Here is a 17066-nt window from a genome sequence, read left to right on the forward strand (position 1 = left end):
AATCAGATAAGAGTGTTTCCCACCCACAGCGCGCCATTCGCACCCCCTACCGTCCGTCACCCGTGCCGGCGGTGACACTCTGAAACAACCCCGCGCAAGCCTGTTCCCACAAGTGCTACCGATCTGCTCACAGGCAGCGGGGCAGGGCTTTCACCGCCGCTGATGGCACTTCGAAATACCTTTCGTCGCACGTCTTGAATAGACACGTCGCGACGTCGTTTTCAGGAGTTATTGAACAGCCATTCAATTTTAGGCATGGCAATTGCTCTGTCATAACAAAGCCCGTCTCCCACGCGAGAACGCTGGCAATAACAAGAGCCTCCGCCTGAGGCCATCACCCGCTTTGTGTGAGGAGATACCGCGATGACGTCGTTCAACTCCGGGGCCCAACCCCAGAACCGTGCGCCTCAATCCATCGGCTTTCTGCTGCTGGACAATTTCACGCTGATTTCTCTGGCCTCTGCGGTTGAACCGCTACGCATGGCCAACCAGTTGTCCGGTCGTGAGCTGTATCGCTGGAGCACCCTGACGGTCGATGGCGGCCAGGTGTGGGCCAGTGACGGTCTGCAAATCACCCCCGATGCCTCCATGCACAAAGCCCCGCCCCTGGACACCGTGATCGTCTGCGGCGGCATCGGCATTCAACGCACCGTCACCCGTGAACACGTCTCTTGGCTGCAAAGCCAGGCCCGTCAATCGAAACGTCTCGGCGCCGTCTGCACCGGCAGTTGGGCCCTGGCCTGTGCCGGTCTGCTCGACGGTTTCGATTGCAGCGTGCACTGGGAATGTCTGGCGGCGATGCAGGAAGCTTTCCCCCGCGTGGCGATGAGCACTCGTCTGTTCACCCTCGACCGTAACCGTTTCACCAGCTCCGGCGGCACCGCGCCGCTGGACATGATGCTGCACCTGATCAGCCGCGATCATGGCCGTGAACTGTCTGCCGCGATCTCGGAAATGTTTGTCTACGAGCGTATCCGCAACGAGCAGGATCACCAGCGTGTGCCGCTCAAGCACATGCTCGGCACCAACCAGCCGAAGCTGCAGGAAATCGTCGCGCTGATGGAAGCCAATCTGGAAGAGCCGATCGACCTCGACGAACTGGCGGTGTACGTCGCCGTGTCGCGTCGACAGCTGGAGCGCCTGTTCCAGAAATACCTGCACTGCTCGCCGTCGCGCTACTACCTCAAGCTGCGCCTGATTCGTGCGCGGCAACTGCTGAAGCAGACGCCGATGTCGATCATCGAAGTGGCGTCGGTGTGTGGGTTCGTCTCGACCCCGCACTTCTCCAAGTGCTATCGCGAATACTTCGGCATTCCACCGCGTGACGAACGCGTAGGCTCCAACACCACCCAGCAAGTGGCGATGATGCCACTGCCGCAGGCAATCGTGATGTCGCCGCTGTCGGGGCCGCTGTCGGCGTTGAGTCAGGCGCGTAATGAGTCGACGTTTGCCAGCGTAAGGTTGTAGACCGGAAAGTTTTTGTGGCGAGGGAGCTTGCTCCCGCTCGAGCGCGAAGCGCTCGTTAAACCTGCGAATGCGATTTATCTGGAATAGAGCATCTGCCGGTTTGGGGGCGCTTCGCGGCCCAGCGGGAGCAAGCTCCCTCGCCACAGTTGCTCGTCAGGCGCTGTGGGTCTGTTGGTATTGCGCCAATGCCGGCAACAACTGCTTGTCGATCGCCTGACGCACCGCTGGCTGGATACTGGCGCCGCTGGTGTACATGTCCTTGACCATCTTGCGCAGTTCAAACGCGCGAACATTATCCAGACCGCGCACCGCGCACTCACAGGCCTGCTCGGCGGTTGAGCCGCTCGGCACCTGAAACCCCAATGCCTTGAGCTGGCCCAACAGGTCTTCCTGATCGATCAAATCGGCGTACATCATGGCGCGCATCCTTCTTCGGTAACGGAGGTCGTGGCTCGATTCTGGTAGGCACGGGAAGTGACGGCAAGGGCGATTTGTCGCAGTGGCTGCGACGGCTATGAACAGGTCGCTTTCGGCTAACTGACCGCCCAGGGGAGTGGGCACACTGGACTCAGCTCGCTACACGACGGTTTGGTCACCCTCGACTGGCAGCTCCTCAACAGTACCCTCTGCCCCGATCCTGTCACGGCTTGTATCGGGGCTTTTTTTGCGTGCCGCATGCTTACCGTGCCGGTGGCAAAGCGATGATGCGACCGACATAGGCGGGGGCGGGTAGATCGGACTGCTCGGCGATGGCGGCTTGCAGGTGGCTCAGGGTGTCCGCCGTGAACGGTGCCGAGCGCGGGCCGGCGAGGTCGACGTGCAGCAGCATCTGCTCGTTGCCGGCCAGTTCCTTGTCGTCGCCGGGAAGGTGCAGGCTGTGATAGAGGTGCAGGCGTTTGCTGTCGTGACCGATGATCTGCGTGCGCACTTCGACCTCGGCGTCGAGCTTCACTTCGTGCAGATAATTGAGGTGCAGTTCGAGGGTGAACAGCGAATGACCGCTGGCTTCGCGGCTATTGCTGTCCATGCCGAGGCGATCCATCAGGGCATCGGTGGCGTAGCTGAAAATCAGCAGGTAGAAGGCGTCGCGCAGGTGGCCGTTGTAGTCGACCCAGTCGGGGATGATGCGGGTTTGGTAGGTGGTGAGGCTTGGCATGGTGTCAGATCCAACATTGATGGTGGCTGGGCTGCCGTCTTCGCGAGCAAGCCCGCTCCCACATTGGAATGCGGTCACCTGTGGGAGCGGGCTTGCTCGCGAAGGGGCCGGAACTGCTGAGCAAGGATTACTCGCTGAAACTCATTCCATGCTTCTCCTTGGTGGTTTTCACCGCCTCCAGCACCGCCAGCAGGCAATCATCACGATAGCGCTCCAGCGCGGAAATGCTGTGGCGGCCGAGCTGATCAGTGGTGCCATCGACCACATCGTCAATCAACTTGTCGGTCAGTTCCGGTGCCGGCAGATAGGTCCACGGCAACTGCAACGCCGGGCCGAACTGCGACATGAAGTGACGCATTCCGGCATCGCCACCGGCGAGGGTGTAGGTCAGGAAAGTGCCCATGAATGACCAGCGCAGCCCGGCGCCAAAACGGATCGCGTCGTCGATCTCGCCAGTCGTCGCCACCCCGTCGTTGACCAAGTGCAGCGCCTCACGCCACAGCGCTTCGAGCAGACGGTCAGCGATGAATCCCGGTACTTCCTTGCGCACATGCAGCGGGCGCATGCCGAGGGATTCGTAGACTTGCATCGCCGCTTGCACCGCTTCCGGTGCGGTGTGCTTGCCGCCGACCACTTCCACCAGCGGCAACAGGTAAACCGGGTTGAACGGATGGCCGACCACGCAGCGTTCCGGGTGGGTCGAGCTCTCGTAGAACTCGCTCGGCAACAGGCCCGAGGTGCTGGAGCCGATCAGCGCATTGGGCTTGGCGGCCGAGCTGATTTTGCTGTGCAGTTGCAGTTTCAGTTCAAGGCGTTCCGGAGCGCTTTCCTGAATGAAATCCGCGTCGCGCACGCACTCCTCGATGGTCGCGACAAAGCGCAAGCGATCCTGCGAGGCACCGGGTGCCAGACCGTTTTTCTCCAGCGCGCCCCAGGCATTCGCCACACGTTTGCGCAGCGCGGCTTCAGCGCCAGGCGCCGGGTCCCAGGCCACCACGTCGAGGCCATGGGCGAGGGCGCGCGCAACCCAGCCGCTGCCGATGACACCGCTGCCGAGGGCGGCGAAGGTTTTGATGTCGGTGATAAAGCTCATGGTGATTTCCTGAAAGAATTCGCAGAACCCTGTGGGAGCGGGCTTGCTCGCGAAGAGGCCGGTACATCCGACGCATCTTTATGGGCAGAGCCACCGCCTTCGCGAGCAAGCCCGCTCCCACAGGGGGGAAATGAGTGATGATTTAGCCGCGCTGGGTCAGGCCCATCTTCTTGCGGCCCTCAGCCGGGGTCAGCACCCGGGCGCCGAGGCGGCTGAGGATTTCGCTGGCGCGTTCGACCAGTTGGCCATTGGTTGCCAGCACACCCTTGTCCAGCCACAGGTTGTCCTCCAGCCCGACCCGCACGTTACCGCCGAGCAGTACCGCTTGCGCGGCCATCGGCATCTGCATCCGGCCGATGCCGAACCCGGCCCAGACCGCGTCGGCGGGCAGGTTGTCGACCATGGCTTTCATGGTGGTGGTGTCAGCCGGCGCGCCCCACGGGATGCCCAGGCACAGCTGGAATAACGGGTTGTCGAGCAGGCCTTCCTTGATCAGCTGCTTGGCGAACCACAGGTGACCGGTGTCGAAAATCTCCAGCTCGGCCTTCACCCCCAGCTCGGTGATGCGCCTGGCGCCAGCGCGCAGTTGCGCCGGGGTCGAGACGTAAATGGTGTCGCCATCGCCGAAGTTCAGCGTGCCGCAATCGAGGGTGCAGATTTCCGGCAGCAGCTCTTCGACGTGGGCCAGACGGGTCAGCGGGCCGACCAGATCGGTGTTCGGGCCGAACTCCATCGGGTGCTCGCCGGCACCGATTTCCAGGTCGCCGCCCATGCCGGCGGTGAGGTTGACGATGATGTCGACGTCCGCCTCACGGATGCGCTCCATCACTTCGCGGTATAGCGCCACGTCACGGCTGAACTTACCGGTCTGCGGGTCGCGCACATGGCAGTGAACAACCGTGGCGCCGGCCTTGGCGGCTTCCACGGCGGCGGCTGCGATCTGTTTCGGGGTGACCGGCACATGCGGGCTCTTGGCGGTCGTGTCGCCAGCACCGGTGAGTGCGCAGGTGATGATGACGTCGTGGTTCATGGTGCGGTTTCCTTCAGGCGTGATGGGTCTGTTCGCAGCCCTTTTTCAGGCTGCGAAGGGTTGATTCGGGGTGCGTTATTGGCTGGTCAGTTGCAGGTTGTCAGCCGCCGGTTTGCCGTCGAAGGTGGTCACACCGTCGAGCCAGCGCTGCTTGTCTTCGGGGTGGTCCTTGAGCCATTGCCTGGCCGATTCGAAGGCGTCCTTGTGATCGAGCAGCGGCTGCATCATCCGGCTCTCTTCTTCGGCGGTGAACGTCAGGTTGCTCAGCAAGCGACCGACGTTCGGGCATTGTTCGGCGTATTTCGGCGCGGTGACGGTCCACACCGTGGCCATGCCTTCGTTCGGGCCGAGGGCGTCGTCGCTGCCGGTGAGGTAAGTCATTTTCACGTTGACGTTCATCGGGTGCGGCGCCCAGCCGAAGAACACCACGGCCTCCTTGCGGCGTACGGCGCGGTCGACGGCGGCGAGCATCCCGGCTTCGCTGGACTCGACCAGCTGGAACTTGCCGAGGCCGAACTGGTTTTTGGCGATCATTGCCTTGATCTGCGTGTTGGCACCCGAGCCCGGTTCGATGCCGTAGATCTTGCCGCCCAGTTCCTTCTCGAATCTGGCGATGTCGGCGAAGGTTTTCAGGCCCTTGTCGGCCAGATAAGTCGGCACGGCGAGGGTCGCGCGGGCGTCCTTCAGGCTCGGTGCTTCAAGGACTTTGACCTGGTTGGCGTCGACGAACGGGGTGATGGTCTGGGTCATCAGCGGGTTCCAGTAACCGAGGAACAGGTCCAGCCGCTGATCGCGGATCCCGGCGAAGATGATTTGCTGGGAGGCGCTGGTTTGTTTGGTGTTGTAGCCGAGGCCATCGAGCAGCACCTGGGTCATGGCACTGGTGGCGATCACGTCGGTCCAGTTGACCACGCCCATGCGCACGTTCTGGCACGACGCGGGTTCGGCTGCCATGACGCTGGCGCTGAAGAAAGCGGTACCGCTGAGTGCAAGAACGCAGCTGCTGATCAGTCGTTTCATGTCGGGTTCCTCGGCAGGTCATTATTGTGAGTTCCGGCGTCTGCGCGCCGGTGATGCCAAGTTACGCAGCAACGGCCCCGTGAAAGCGCACTGCGGCGACTGGCTCTTGCACTGTAGCGACCTGTGCGCTTGAACGCCGACGCCAAACGGCGTATCAACGATTCACGCTACCCGCTAACCGAGTGCGCCCATGTCCCAGGATTTCTATTTCTTGCTGATGCCGGGGTTCTCCGCCATCGGCTTCATCTCTGCGATCGAACCGCTGCGGGTGGCCAACCGCTTTCGCGGCGAGTTGTACCGCTGGCATGTGCTCAGCGCCGATGGCGGGGCGGTGTTGGCGAGCAATGGCATGTCGGTCAATGCCGACGCGGCGCTGGAGCCGCTGAAGAAGGGCGCGACGCTGCTGGTGGTCGCTGGGTTCGAACCGCTGAAGTTCGCCACGCCAACGCTGGAACACTGGCTGCGCCGGCTGGACAACGAAGGTGTGACCCTCGGTGCCATCGACACCGGCAGTTTCGTGCTCGCCGAAGCCGGCCTGCTCGACGGCCATCGCCTGACCCTGCACTGGGAAGCCATCGATGCGTTCAAAGAGTCTTATCCACAGCTCAGCGTGACCCAAGAGCTGTTCGAGATCGACCGCCGACGCATCACCTCGGCGGGTGGCACCGCCTCCATCGATTTGATGCTCGACCTGATCGCCCAGGCCCATGGTCCGCAACTGGCGATTCAGGTCAGCGAGCAGTTTGTATTGGGGCGGATTCGTCCGCGCAAAGACCACCAGCGCATGGAAGTCGCCACGCGCTACGGCATCAGCAACAAGAAACTGGTGCAAGTGATTGGCGAAATGGAACAGCACAGCGAACCACCGCTGACCACACTGCAACTGGCGGAATCGATCAAGGTGACGCGGCGACAGCTGGAGCGTTTGTTTCGGCTGCACCTGAACGACACGCCGAGCAATTTCTATCTGCGTCTGCGATTGGAAAAGGCCCGGCAGTTATTGCGCCAGACCGATATGAGCGTGCTGGAAGTCAGCATCGCCTGCGGCTTTGAATCACCGTCGTATTTCACCCGCAGCTACCGGGCGAAGTTCGCACGCTGCCCCCGCGAAGACCGGCGTACCGTACAGGCTTGATGGGCGCACCAAAACCCAATGTGGGAGCGGGCTTGCTCGCGAATGCGGAGTGTCAGTCGAAACATGAGTTGACTGATCCACCGCATTCGCGAGCAAGCCCGCTCCCACATTGGTTTTATGTTGCCTGACAGTACGCTTACTTCTTCACCAACGCCGAACACGCCGCCTTGTAAGCCTCATGCTGATACTTGTTCAGCGTCCCCGGCAGCTCAAAGTTGTGCTTCTTGGCCTGCGCATTGATCGTCTGCGGCGACAACAACGTCACCTCACACCCGTCCAGCAGTTGAAACACACCCTCGATCTTGAACGTGGTCGGCCCACCGGCAAACTCACCCTTCTTGCTGCGCTTCTTGATCGCAATGCGGTCAATCGAATGCTCGCGTACAAACGAAGCAACCTGCGCCGCGAAACGTTTGACGTTGGCCGCCTCGTCATCATCGTCGAGGGCGATTTTCTTGGTGTTGAGCGCCACATGGCTCAGCGTTGCCCCGTCAAGGGAGGCCACGGCGATGATCGCTTCGCTGCCTTTGATTTCGATGCCGCAGATGTTCATATGTTGACCTGATTGATAATAGAGAAGACATGCGTTGCCAACGCCTTTGCTCTGTCTGAAGGTATTACAGGTTTTTAGAGTCGACGGTGGAGCTCCATCAACTGCTGCAGGGTTTTATGCATGGGCTGCAGTTGGGATATTTCAATCTGGAGCTTGAGCAGGCTGGCCTCTTTTATTTTCAGCTCCATATCATTAGCAGCTTCATTTGGGAGTTGGATTTTTTTGTACCACCACTTGAACCCCAGATACGGGCACGCAATGGCTATTGCCACATACAACCATAGAATCCAAAGCGCCCCTGATGCTTCGAAAATCTTCAGATCTCTGCCTGTTTGACTTTTAAGAACATACTTAGTGCTTTCCATGGTTTCTTCGTGATTTTTTAGAGCTTCTTTCAGAAAACTCTTCTCTTGGTCAGGGCTAGAGTTTTCTGGCACCCACTCAAGCTTGTTCTCTCCAGAGTTATTTGCTTCAAGAGATGCAAGGCGTCGGGAAATATCCAATTTCATGTTCTTGGAAAAGTAGTAGTGCTGATTGTCCCGGCTTTCCTCGTCAAGTTTGAAGTTCATATAGCCAAACCAAGCGAAAAGAAGCAAAAGTCCGAGGAGAAGCCAGAGACCAAAAATTGCCATGAACTTATAAAGATTATCCGTAGGGGGAGATGGAAGCCATTGCATTGAAAGCACCGATCCTTGATAGGGGGATAAATAACGCGCCGAAAGCTTTTCTAGTCTTCGGCGCAACGTCCAGTTACCGCAAGTTTAACTGACCTTATCCCCTACGTTTCGAGCCTCACTCCTGCCCAATCGACTCCAAAAACTCCGACCGTTCGTCACTCATCCGCGCCACACAGTCATTCTGCGCAATCTTGAACGCCTTGCTGCCTTCGGTGGCGGGGAATGCTTCTACCGCGCAATCGGCATCGCGGGTTTTCAGCCATTGTTGCTGGGCGGTTTTGAGTTTGGCGGTGATGTCGGCCAGTTGCGCGGCGTTTTTGCCGTAGGTGGCCTGCATGCGTTCGTTGAGGCTGGCGTAGTTGTCCTTGAGCAGGTCTTCGGCGGTGGTGCGGCTGTAGGTCGAGCATTCCAGGGTCTGGACGTCGTTTTCCACCGCGTCACACGGGTTGTTGTCGGTGTCTTCGGCGGCGTGTACGCCGGTCGCAATCAGTGCCAAGGCCAGGAAGATCGATTTCATTGATGTCGCCGCTCTAATCCAGTGGTGTATCCAAGATGCGCCAGATTCTGGCTCAAGCTTGCGGGCTTGAACAGGTGGCTGGTCGGGTCGCCTGATGACGCTTTGTCGCGGATTGACGCTTTCGGCAATTCCCCTGTCGTTTTTGCACCCGGTCGCCCCGGCACCGAGGCATATGCTGGCCCCAAAGCGCCGGCAGACGATTCGGCGCATGAATCGCCAATAAGGGGACGCCTGATGAGCCCAGCCGAATTACACGCCGACAGCATCGTTATCGACGGTCTGATCATTGCCAAATGGAACCGCGAGCTGTTCGAAGACATGCGCAAGGGCGGTCTGACGGCGGCCAACTGCACTGTGTCGGTGTGGGAAGGCTTTCAGGCGACCGTGAACAATATCGCCGCCAGCCAGAAGCTGATCCGCGAAAACAGCGACCTGGTGATGCCGGTGCGCACCACCGCCGATATCCGTCGCGCCAAGGAACAGGGCAAGACCGGCATCCTCTTCGGCTTCCAGAATGCCCACGCGTTCGAAGACCAGATCGGCTATGTCGAGGTGTTCAAGCAGCTCGGCGTCGGCATCGTGCAGATGTGCTACAACACCCAGAACCTGGTGGGCACCGGGTGCTACGAGCGTGATGGCGGCCTGTCGGGCTTCGGTCGCGAAATCGTCGCCGAGATGAACCGCGTCGGCGTGATGTGCGACCTGTCCCACGTCGGCTCCAAGACGTCCGAAGAAGTCATCCTCGAATCGAAAAAACCGGTCTGCTATTCCCACTGCCTGCCGTCGGGTCTGAAAGAGCACCCGCGCAACAAGTCCGATGCTGAACTGAAGTTCATCGCCGACCACGGTGGTTTTGTCGGCGTGACCATGTTCGCGCCGTTCCTCGCCAAGGGCATCGATTCGACCATCGACGATTACGCCGAAGCCATCGAATACACCATGAACATTGTCGGCGAAGACGCCATCGGCATCGGCACCGACTTCACCCAGGGCCACGGCCAGGACTTCTTCGAATACCTGACCCACGACAAGGGCTACGCCCGTCGACTGACCAGTTTCGGCAAGATCATCAACCCGCTGGGCATCCGCACCGTCGGCGAGTTCCCGAACCTGACCGAAACCCTGCTCAAGCGCGGCCACTCCGAGCGCGTGGTGCGCAAGATCATGGGCGAGAACTGGGTGAACGTCTTGAAAGACGTCTGGGGCGAATAAACCGCCGCACTTCTGAATCCTTTCCCCCGGCCGTCCGCGCCGGGGGCAACAAACCGAATTTTCTGGAGTTAAGTTTCCATGGCCAAGATCGCCCCGCAATTGCCAATCGAAGTCGACAGCGAGACCGGTGTCTGGACCTCCGACGCCCTGCCGATGCTCTATGTGCCACGGCATTTCTTCGTCAATAACCACATGGGTATCGAGGAAGTGCTGGGCGCCGAAGCCTATGCCGAAATCCTCTACAAGGCTGGCTACAAGTCCGCCTGGCACTGGTGTGAAAAAGAAGCCGAATGCCACGGCCTGGAAGGCGTCGCGGTGTTCGAACACTACATGAAACGCCTGTCGCAACGCGGCTGGGGCCTGTTCAAGATTCAGGACATCGACCTCGACAAAGGCACCGCCAGCGTCAAGCTCGAACACTCGGCATTCGTCTATGTGTACGGCAAGGTCGGGCGCAAGGTCGACTACATGTTCACCGGCTGGTTTGCCGGGGCCATGGATCAGATCCTCGCTGCACGTGGCAGCAAGATTCGTACGGTGGCCGAGCAAGTCTACGGTGGCTCCGAAGAAGGCCACGACGACGGCCTGTTTACCGTCAAGCCGTTGTAAGTCGAGGAACCCGCCATGGCTTTCGAAGCAATGTTCCAGCCGATCCAGATCGGCAAACTGACCATCCGCAACCGCGTGCTCAGCACCGCGCACGCCGAGGTCTACGCGACTGACGGCGGCATGACTACCGACCGTTACGTCAAATACTACGAAGAGAAAGCCAAGGGCGGCATCGGCCTGGCGATCTGTGGCGGTTCTTCCAGCGTGGCCATCGACAGCCCGCAAGGCTGGTGGAAATCGGTGAACCTGGCAGACGACCGGATCATCCCGCACTTCCAGAATCTGGCCGACGCCATGCACAAGCATGGCGCCAAGATCATGATCCAGATTACCCACATGGGCCGTCGCTCGCGCTGGGACGGCGAGCACTGGCCGACCCTGCTGTCGCCGTCGGGCATCCGCGAGCCGGTGCACCGTGCGACCTGCAAGACCATCGAGCCGGAAGAAATCTGGCGGGTGATCGGCAACTACGCCACTGCTGCGGCACGGGCCAAGGCCGGTGGCCTGGACGGCGTCGAATTGTCTGCCGTGCACCAGCACATGATCGACCAGTTCTGGAGCCCGCGCGTCAACAAGCGTACTGACGAGTGGGGCGGCAGCTTCGAGAACCGCATGCGTTTCGGCCTCGAAGTGATCAAGGCTGTGCGCAAGGCAGTCGGCGACGATTTTTGCGTCGGCATCCGTATCTGCGGTGACGAATTCCACCCGGACGGCCTGTCCCACGAGGACATGAAACAGATCGCCAAGTATTACGACGACACCGGCATGATCGATTTTATTGGTGTCGTGGGTTCAGGGTGCGACACCCACAACACCCTGGCCAACGTGATCCCCAACATGAGTTATCCACCGGAGCCGTTCCTGCACCTGGCGGCCGGGATCAAGGAAGTGGTGAAAGCGCCGGTGCTGCACGCGCAGAACATCAAGGACCCGAACCAGGCCACGCGCATCCTTGAAGGTGGTTACGTCGACATGGTCGGCATGACCCGCGCGCACATCGCCGACCCGCACCTGATCGCCAAGATCAAGATGGGCCAGGTCGACCAGATCAAACAATGCGTCGGCGCCAACTATTGCATCGACCGTCAGTACCAGGGTCTGGACGTGCTGTGCATCCAGAACGCCGCGACGTCCCGTGAATACATGGGCGTGCCGCACATCATCGAGAAATCCACCGGGCCGAAACGCAAAGTCGTGGTGGTCGGTGCCGGCCCGGCCGGGATGGAAGCCGCGCGCGTGGCGGCCGAACGGGGCCACGACGTGACCCTGTTCGAGAAGAAAGAATTCATCGGTGGGCAGATCACTACCGCGTCGAAAGCGCCGCAGCGTGACCAGATCGCCGGTATCACCCGCTGGTTCCAGCTGGAGCTGGCGCGGCTGAAAGTCGACCTGCGTCTGGGTACAGCAGCCGATGCAGCAACCATCCTCGATCTGCGTCCGGACGTGGTGGTGCTGGCGGTCGGTGGTCATCCGTTCCTTGAGCAGAACGAGCATTGGGGCGCCGCCGAAGGATTAGTGGTCAGCAGTTGGGACGTGCTCGACGGCAAGGTGGCGCCGGGCAAGAACGTGCTGGTCTACGACACCATTTGCGAGTTCACCGGCATGTCGGTCGCCGACTTCCTCGCCGACAAGGGCAGCCAGGTCGAGATCGTCACCGACGACATCAAGCCGGGTGTGGCCATCGGCGGGACATCGTTCCCGACCTACTACCGCAGCATGTACCCGAAAGAAGTGATCATGACCGGCGACATGATGCTGGAGAAGGTCTACCGCGAAGGCGACAAGCTGGTGGCGGTGCTGGAGAACGAATACACCGGCGCCAAAGAGGAGCGGGTGGTTGATCAGGTGGTGGTGGAAAACGGCGTGCGTCCGGATGAAGAGCTGTATTACGGACTCAAGGACGGTTCGCGCAACAAGGGGCAGATCGACATCGATGCCTTGTTCGCGATCAAGCCGCAGCCATCGCTGAGTACCACCGGCGACGGCTACTTGCTGTTCCGTATCGGCGACTGCGTGGCGCAGCGTAATACCCATGCTGCGATCTATGACGCCCTGCGGTTGTGCAAAGACTTCTAAGGACTTGCACATGCCCCCTGTGGGAGCGGGCTTGCTCGCGAATGCATTCTGTCAGTTCTGCATGAGTTGACTGATCCAGCGCTTTCGCGAGCAAGCCCGCTCCCACAGTAATGCAGACCGTGTTTCTCCAGGCTGTACTGGTGGGAGCTTCACCATGTTGAACACCCTTCTTCCAATCCTGTTGTTCGCCGCCCTGGGCCTTGGTGTCCTCGGCGCGTTGCGGCGGGTGGCCATGTGGCGTCGGGGCCGGGCCTCGAAGGTCGATCTGCTCGGCGGCCTGTTCGCCATGCCCAAGCGCTACATGGTCGACTTGCACCACGTGGTGGCGCGGGACAAATACATCGCCAACACCCACGTCGCCACGGCGGGCGGCGCGGTGGCGTCGATCGTGCTGGCGATTCTGGTGCACGGTTTTGGCCTGCATAACCGCATCCTCGGTTACGCGTTGCTGTTGATGACGGCGGTGATGTTCGTCGGCGCGATCTTCGTTTACCGGCGCCGGCTCATCCCGCCGGCACGCCTGTCGAAAGGCCCGTGGATGCGCCTGCCGAAAAGCCTGCTGGCGTTCTCCGCGTCGTTCTTCCTGGTGACCCTGCCGGTGGCCGGCATCCTCCCGGAGAACTTCGGCGGCTGGTTGCTCGCGGCGATTCTCGGGCTTGGCGTTTTGTGGGGCGTGTCGGAATTGTTCTTCGGCATGACCTGGGGCGGGCCGATGAAGCACGCGTTCGCCGGCGCGCTGCACCTGGCCTGGCACCGCCGCGCCGAACGCTTTGGCGGCGGTCGCTCCACCGGTTTGAAACCGCTGGACCTCAACGATCCATCCGCACCGCTGGGCGTGGAAAAACCCAAGGATTTCACCTGGAACCAGTTGCTCGGTTTTGACGCCTGCGTGCAGTGCGGCAAGTGCGAAGCGGCGTGCCCGGCCTTCGCTGCCGGCCAGCCGCTGAACCCGAAGAAACTGATTCAGGACATGGTCGTCGGCCTTGCTGGCGGCACCGATGCCAACTTCGCCGGCAGCCCATATCCGGGCAAGCCAATCGGTGAGCACAGCGGCAATCCGCATCAACCGATCGTCAACGGTCTGGTCGATGCCGAGACTTTGTGGTCGTGCACCACCTGCCGCGCCTGCGTCGAGGAGTGCCCGATGATGATTGAGCACGTCGATGCCATCGTCGACATGCGCCGTCACCTGACTCTGGAAAAAGGCGCGACCCCGAACAAGGGTGCCGAAGTTCTCGAGAACCTGATCGCCACCGACAACCCCGGCGGTTTCGCCCCGGGCGGGCGGATGAACTGGGCGGCGGATCTGAACCTCAATCTGCTCAGCGAAAAGAAATCCACCGACGTGCTGTTCTGGGTCGGCGACGGCGCCTTCGACATGCGTAACCAACGCACCTTGCGCGCGTTCGTCAAAGTGCTGAAAGCCGCGAAAGTCGACTTCGCCGTACTCGGCCTGGAGGAACGCGACAGCGGCGATGTGGCCCGTCGTCTGGGCGACGAAGCGACCTTTCAGTTGCTCGCCAAACGCAATATCCAGACCCTGGCCAAATACAGCTTCAACCGCATCGTCACCTGCGATCCGCACAGCTTCCATGTGCTGAAAAACGAGTACGGCGCGTTCGACGGCAACTACCTCGTCCAGCACCACAGCACCTACATGGCGGAAATCATTCAGGCCGGTGCGCTGAACCTCGGTCAGCACAAAGGCAACAGCGTGACCTATCACGACCCGTGCTACCTCGGTCGCTACAACGGCGAGTACGAGGCGCCGCGTGAAGTGCTGCGCGCCCTCGGCATCGAGGTCAAAGAGATGCAACGTTCCGGCTTCCGCTCGCGCTGCTGCGGCGGCGGTGGCGGCGCGCCGATCACCGACATTCCGGGCAAGCAGCGGATTCCCGACATGCGCATGGACGACATCCGCGAGACCGGCGCCGAGCTGGTGGCCGTGGGTTGTCCACAGTGCACGGCGATGCTCGAAGGCGTGGTCGAACCGCGTCCGTTGATCAAGGACATCGCCGAGCTGGTGGCCGATGCGCTGCTCGAAGACGCCGCGCCAGGCAAGCCGACTGCACCGGCCAAACGTGAACCTGCGGAGGCCCACTGATGAGCGACATTATCCGCCGCGACCCACGCGCCGAATGGATTGCGCGTAACCGCCTGCACCCGTTGCACGCGGCGATGCAACCGGCGCAACACAGCTGGATGGGCCCCAATGGCGTCATCCGCAAGAACCTGCACGGCATCGGTTTCATCGGTCCCAACGGCATCAAACGGATCGACCGCAGCGGCGCGCAACAGGGCGGGGCGGTCAAACGCTCGGCCACGGTTGCAGTGCAATTGCCGCTGCATCAGGTACCGGCCCCGGCGTTCTACATCAGCGTGGTGCCGGACATGGTCGGCGGTCGCTTGAGCAGCCACGACCGCGACTTGCTCGGCCTCGCTCATCAATTGGCCGGCAACGACGGCGCGGTGCTGGCGGTGGTGTTTGGCGAACACAAAGAGAACGCCTTCGCCACGGCCGGCGTTGATCGCTTGCTGGTACTGGAGGGCCACCAATTCAGCGGTTATGCACCGGAGCAACGGGTGCAGGGCCTGCGGGCTGTGGATAACCAGTTCAACCCGCGTCACTGGCTGCTGCCGGACAGTCGCAGCGGTGGCGGTGAACTCGGTCGGCGTTTTGCCGCGGCACTGGGCGAACGCCCGGCGACGCGGGTGTGGCAGGTCAAGGATCAGCAATGCATCGGGCGTGCCGGTGCGGGCCTGCAAGATTTGGCGCGGCCGGTCGCACGCTTGATTCTGGCTTCCGCCGAATGCGCAGAGCCGGTCAGCGAAACCCGTCACGAAGCCCTGCCGGTGGAGTTATCCACAACGATTGCGCGCAGCCTGTCGCGGATCGAGGATCTCGGCGCGGTAGCGGTGGATCCGGCGGCGATTCCGATGGCCGAGGCCGAATTCATTTTCTCCGGCGGCAACGGGGTCAAGGACTGGGCGCTGTTCCACCAGACAGCTGCGGCGCTCGGCGCCACCGAAGGCGCCTCGCGGGTGGCGGTGGACGACGGCTTCATGGCGCGTGATCGGCAGGTCGGTGCGTCCGGTACCTGGGTCACCGCACGGGTTTACGTGGCTGTGGGTATCTCCGGAGCGATCCAGCATCTGCAGGGCATTGGTGCCTGCGACAAGGTGGTGGCGATCAATCTCGACCCCGGTTGCGACATGATCAAACGTGCCGATCTTTCGGTGATTGGCGAAAGCGCAGAAATTCTTCAGGCGTTAATCGCGGCGGTAGCGGCTTACCGCAACGAAGCCAAGCGCGATGCGGCTTAAGGAACGGGTTATGAGCACAAAGATCATCAGTCTGGTTTCCATCGGTGCGCACCCGACGTCTGGCCGGCCACGCCGCGCCGAACAGGACGCCCGCGCCGTGGAACTGGGCCTGCAACTGGCTGGGGATAACCTGCAAGTGCTGCATGCCGGGGACGTTGCTGAACCGGCGTTGCGCGCCTATCTGGGCATGGGCCTGGAACAGCTGCATGTGCTGGAGCAACCCGCTGGCGCCGACGCCTTGCCGGCGCTGACCGCGTATCTGCGCGAGGCTGGCGCTCAGGTGGTGCTGACCGGCAGTCAGGCGGAAACCGGTGAGGGCTCGGGCATGTTGCCGTTCCTGCTCGCCGAAGGGCTGGGCTGGCCGTTGGTGGTGGGGCTGGCGCAGGTCGAGTCGATCACCGATGGTTCGGCGCTGGTGCTGCAAGCCTTGCCCCGTGGCCAGCGGCGGCGCTTGAAGGTGCGCCTGCCGTTTCTGGCGACTGTGGATAACGCCGCACCCAAGCCGCGGCAGAGTGCGTATGGCCCGGCGCAGCGTGGCGTGTTGAACGCCGAAGACGTGGAGGTGCTGGATGATGAATTGCTGGCGGTTGCCACGTTGCAACCGGCCAAGCCACGGCCGAAACGCCTGAAGGTGATCAAGGCCAAGAGCGGCGCTGACCGGATGAAAGCTGCCACCGCCAAGGCGAGTGGTGGCGGTGGGCAGGTGCTCAAAGGCGTGACCGCGCAGGCCGGGGCGGAAGCGATTCTCAAACTTCTGATCGAAGAGGGCGTCGTGCGCTAGCCACAATCCTCCAGACACTGAACACCCCCTGTGGGAGCGGGCTTGCTCGCGAAAGCGTCGTTTCAGCTGCATCAAAGTTGAATGACCCACCGCTTTCGCGAGCAAGCCCGCTCCCACATTGGATAGGGGGGCAGCAAGTTTCAGTGTTGTTTACCCACAATCCCTGTTGGCGGATCTGTGGATAACGTGTTCGCCCATCCCCAGACCCCACGCCAATCAAGCCCTGTAGCCATCCGGTTAAAAAACGACCAACCTAAGTCACGGTTTTTCCGGGCTTTTTCTCCTGAATAACTTTGCAAGTTGCCCCCAATCTCTGTTGGCGCTTCTGTGGACAAGATGTTCGCTGTCCGCTGCAAGCCATATAAAACGTGGTCTGTAGAGATTTGATCAATAAATGATCAATTAAGCTTTTAAAG

16 protein-coding genes are annotated in these 17066 nt (G+C 61.1%); 8 read left to right on the forward strand and 8 right to left on the reverse strand.

From position 1 onward, the window contains the following. The first annotated feature begins 363 nt into the window (after positions 1 to 363). On the forward strand, positions 364 to 1467 hold the full coding sequence (locus tag M0814_RS12495; protein ID WP_103484870.1) for a GlxA family transcriptional regulator: 1104 nt from the start codon (positions 364 to 366) through the stop codon (positions 1465 to 1467). 153 nt (positions 1468 to 1620) lie between these two features. On the opposite strand, the gene M0814_RS12500 is transcribed toward M0814_RS12495, so the two are convergent. The 5 genes from M0814_RS12500 to M0814_RS12520 all read right to left on the reverse strand — a co-directional run bounded on the left by M0814_RS12500 (position 1621) and on the right by M0814_RS12520 (position 5766). After that, positions 1621 to 1884, reverse strand: a complete 264-nt coding sequence (locus tag M0814_RS12500) for a hypothetical protein (RefSeq protein ID WP_103304375.1) — start codon at positions 1882 to 1884, stop codon at positions 1621 to 1623. A gap of 262 nt (positions 1885 to 2146) precedes the next feature. Then, complete coding sequence (locus tag M0814_RS12505; RefSeq protein WP_103484869.1) at positions 2147 to 2623, reverse strand: thioesterase family protein; 477 nt, start codon at positions 2621 to 2623, stop codon at positions 2147 to 2149. Positions 2624 to 2750: 127 nt separating this feature from the next. Further along, positions 2751 to 3716 (reverse strand): L-carnitine dehydrogenase, encoded by a 966-nt coding sequence (locus M0814_RS12510; protein WP_103484868.1) that lies wholly within the window; start codon positions 3714 to 3716, stop codon positions 2751 to 2753. A gap of 142 nt (positions 3717 to 3858) precedes the next feature. After that, positions 3859 to 4746, reverse strand: coding sequence for a 3-keto-5-aminohexanoate cleavage protein (locus M0814_RS12515; protein ID WP_103484867.1), 888 nt, complete (start codon positions 4744 to 4746; stop codon positions 3859 to 3861). Positions 4747 to 4821: 75 nt separating this feature from the next. Further along, a complete protein-coding gene (locus tag M0814_RS12520) occupies positions 4822 to 5766 on the reverse strand; it encodes a choline ABC transporter substrate-binding protein (RefSeq protein WP_103484866.1) in 945 nt (314 codons plus the stop codon). 190 nt (positions 5767 to 5956) lie between these two features. On the opposite strand from M0814_RS12520, the gene M0814_RS12525 reads away from it, so the two are divergent. Beyond that, a complete protein-coding gene (locus M0814_RS12525; RefSeq protein WP_103484865.1) occupies positions 5957 to 6901 on the forward strand; it encodes a GlxA family transcriptional regulator in 945 nt (314 codons plus the stop codon). 136 nt (positions 6902 to 7037) lie between these two features. Here the strand turns inward: M0814_RS12525 and M0814_RS12530 are convergent, their stop codons facing one another. From M0814_RS12530 to M0814_RS12540, 3 genes are all read right to left on the reverse strand, one after another. Next, the gene (locus M0814_RS12530) at positions 7038 to 7454 is read right to left on the reverse strand and encodes a DUF3010 family protein (protein ID WP_064589572.1); all 417 of its coding nucleotides are present in this window, start codon (positions 7452 to 7454) and stop codon (positions 7038 to 7040) included. 74 nt (positions 7455 to 7528) lie between these two features. Next, positions 7529 to 8131 carry a hypothetical protein gene (locus M0814_RS12535; protein WP_103484864.1) on the reverse strand — a complete coding sequence of 201 codons (603 nt, stop codon included), beginning with the start codon at positions 8129 to 8131 and terminating at the stop codon, positions 7529 to 7531. 115 nt (positions 8132 to 8246) lie between these two features. Continuing rightward, complete coding sequence (locus M0814_RS12540) at positions 8247 to 8648, reverse strand: lysozyme inhibitor LprI family protein (protein ID WP_003228981.1); 402 nt, start codon at positions 8646 to 8648, stop codon at positions 8247 to 8249. Between the two features lie 234 nt (positions 8649 to 8882). Here M0814_RS12540 and M0814_RS12545 point away from each other — a divergent pair, with 234 nt between their 5' ends. From M0814_RS12545 to M0814_RS12570, 6 genes are all read left to right on the forward strand, one after another. Next, positions 8883 to 9860 (forward strand): dipeptidase, encoded by a 978-nt coding sequence (locus M0814_RS12545; protein WP_007962626.1) that lies wholly within the window; start codon positions 8883 to 8885, stop codon positions 9858 to 9860. Between the two features lie 78 nt (positions 9861 to 9938). Then, positions 9939 to 10469, forward strand: coding sequence for a DUF5943 domain-containing protein (locus M0814_RS12550; protein ID WP_003228980.1), 531 nt, complete (start codon positions 9939 to 9941; stop codon positions 10467 to 10469). A gap of 15 nt (positions 10470 to 10484) precedes the next feature. Further along, positions 10485 to 12545, forward strand: a complete 2061-nt coding sequence (gene dgcA, locus M0814_RS12555) for a dimethylglycine demethylation protein DgcA (RefSeq protein WP_003228979.1) — start codon at positions 10485 to 10487, stop codon at positions 12543 to 12545. Positions 12546 to 12699: 154 nt separating this feature from the next. After that, positions 12700 to 14649 (forward strand): dimethylglycine demethylation protein DgcB, encoded by a 1950-nt coding sequence (gene dgcB, locus M0814_RS12560; RefSeq protein ID WP_103484863.1) that lies wholly within the window; start codon positions 12700 to 12702, stop codon positions 14647 to 14649. Continuing rightward, a complete protein-coding gene (locus M0814_RS12565) occupies positions 14649 to 15869 on the forward strand; it encodes an electron transfer flavoprotein subunit alpha/FixB family protein (RefSeq protein WP_103484862.1) in 1221 nt (406 codons plus the stop codon). The genes dgcB and M0814_RS12565 overlap by 1 nt, the downstream gene beginning before the upstream one ends. 10 nt (positions 15870 to 15879) lie before the next feature. Continuing rightward, the gene (locus M0814_RS12570) at positions 15880 to 16650 is read left to right on the forward strand and encodes an electron transfer flavoprotein subunit beta (protein WP_103484861.1); all 771 of its coding nucleotides are present in this window, start codon (positions 15880 to 15882) and stop codon (positions 16648 to 16650) included. Positions 16651 to 17066 lie beyond the last annotated feature (416 nt).

This window comes from Pseudomonas sp. MWU12-2020, from assembly GCF_023100605.1.
GTDB lineage: Bacteria > Pseudomonadota > Gammaproteobacteria > Pseudomonadales > Pseudomonadaceae > Aquipseudomonas > Aquipseudomonas fluorescens_H.

Excerpts from the sequence above, each read along its gene's own strand:
- M0814_RS12495 (WP_103484870.1), top strand. The coding sequence starts at position 364 with ATGACGTCGTTCAACTCCGGGGCCCAACCCCAGAACCGTGCGCCTCAA.
- M0814_RS12550 (WP_003228980.1), top strand. The coding sequence starts at position 9,939 with ATGGCCAAGATCGCCCCGCAATTGCCAATCGAAGTCGACAGCGAGACC.
- dgcB (WP_103484863.1), top strand. The coding sequence starts at position 12,700 with ATGTTGAACACCCTTCTTCCAATCCTGTTGTTCGCCGCCCTGGGCCTT.
- M0814_RS12535 (WP_103484864.1), bottom strand. The coding sequence starts at position 8,131 with ATGCAATGGCTTCCATCTCCCCCTACGGATAATCTTTATAAGTTCATG.
- M0814_RS12505 (WP_103484869.1), bottom strand. The coding sequence starts at position 2,623 with ATGCCAAGCCTCACCACCTACCAAACCCGCATCATCCCCGACTGGGTC.
- M0814_RS12525 (WP_103484865.1), top strand. The coding sequence starts at position 5,957 with ATGTCCCAGGATTTCTATTTCTTGCTGATGCCGGGGTTCTCCGCCATC.
- dgcA (WP_003228979.1), top strand. The coding sequence starts at position 10,485 with ATGGCTTTCGAAGCAATGTTCCAGCCGATCCAGATCGGCAAACTGACC.
- M0814_RS12515 (WP_103484867.1), bottom strand. The coding sequence starts at position 4,746 with ATGAACCACGACGTCATCATCACCTGCGCACTCACCGGTGCTGGCGAC.
- M0814_RS12500 (WP_103304375.1), bottom strand. The coding sequence starts at position 1,884 with ATGATGTACGCCGATTTGATCGATCAGGAAGACCTGTTGGGCCAGCTC.
- M0814_RS12570 (WP_103484861.1), top strand. The coding sequence starts at position 15,880 with ATGAGCACAAAGATCATCAGTCTGGTTTCCATCGGTGCGCACCCGACG.
- M0814_RS12540 (WP_003228981.1), bottom strand. The coding sequence starts at position 8,648 with ATGAAATCGATCTTCCTGGCCTTGGCACTGATTGCGACCGGCGTACAC.
- M0814_RS12530 (WP_064589572.1), bottom strand. The coding sequence starts at position 7,454 with ATGAACATCTGCGGCATCGAAATCAAAGGCAGCGAAGCGATCATCGCC.
- M0814_RS12520 (WP_103484866.1), bottom strand. The coding sequence starts at position 5,766 with ATGAAACGACTGATCAGCAGCTGCGTTCTTGCACTCAGCGGTACCGCT.
- M0814_RS12510 (WP_103484868.1), bottom strand. The coding sequence starts at position 3,716 with ATGAGCTTTATCACCGACATCAAAACCTTCGCCGCCCTCGGCAGCGGT.
- M0814_RS12545 (WP_007962626.1), top strand. The coding sequence starts at position 8,883 with ATGAGCCCAGCCGAATTACACGCCGACAGCATCGTTATCGACGGTCTG.
- M0814_RS12565 (WP_103484862.1), top strand. The coding sequence starts at position 14,649 with ATGAGCGACATTATCCGCCGCGACCCACGCGCCGAATGGATTGCGCGT.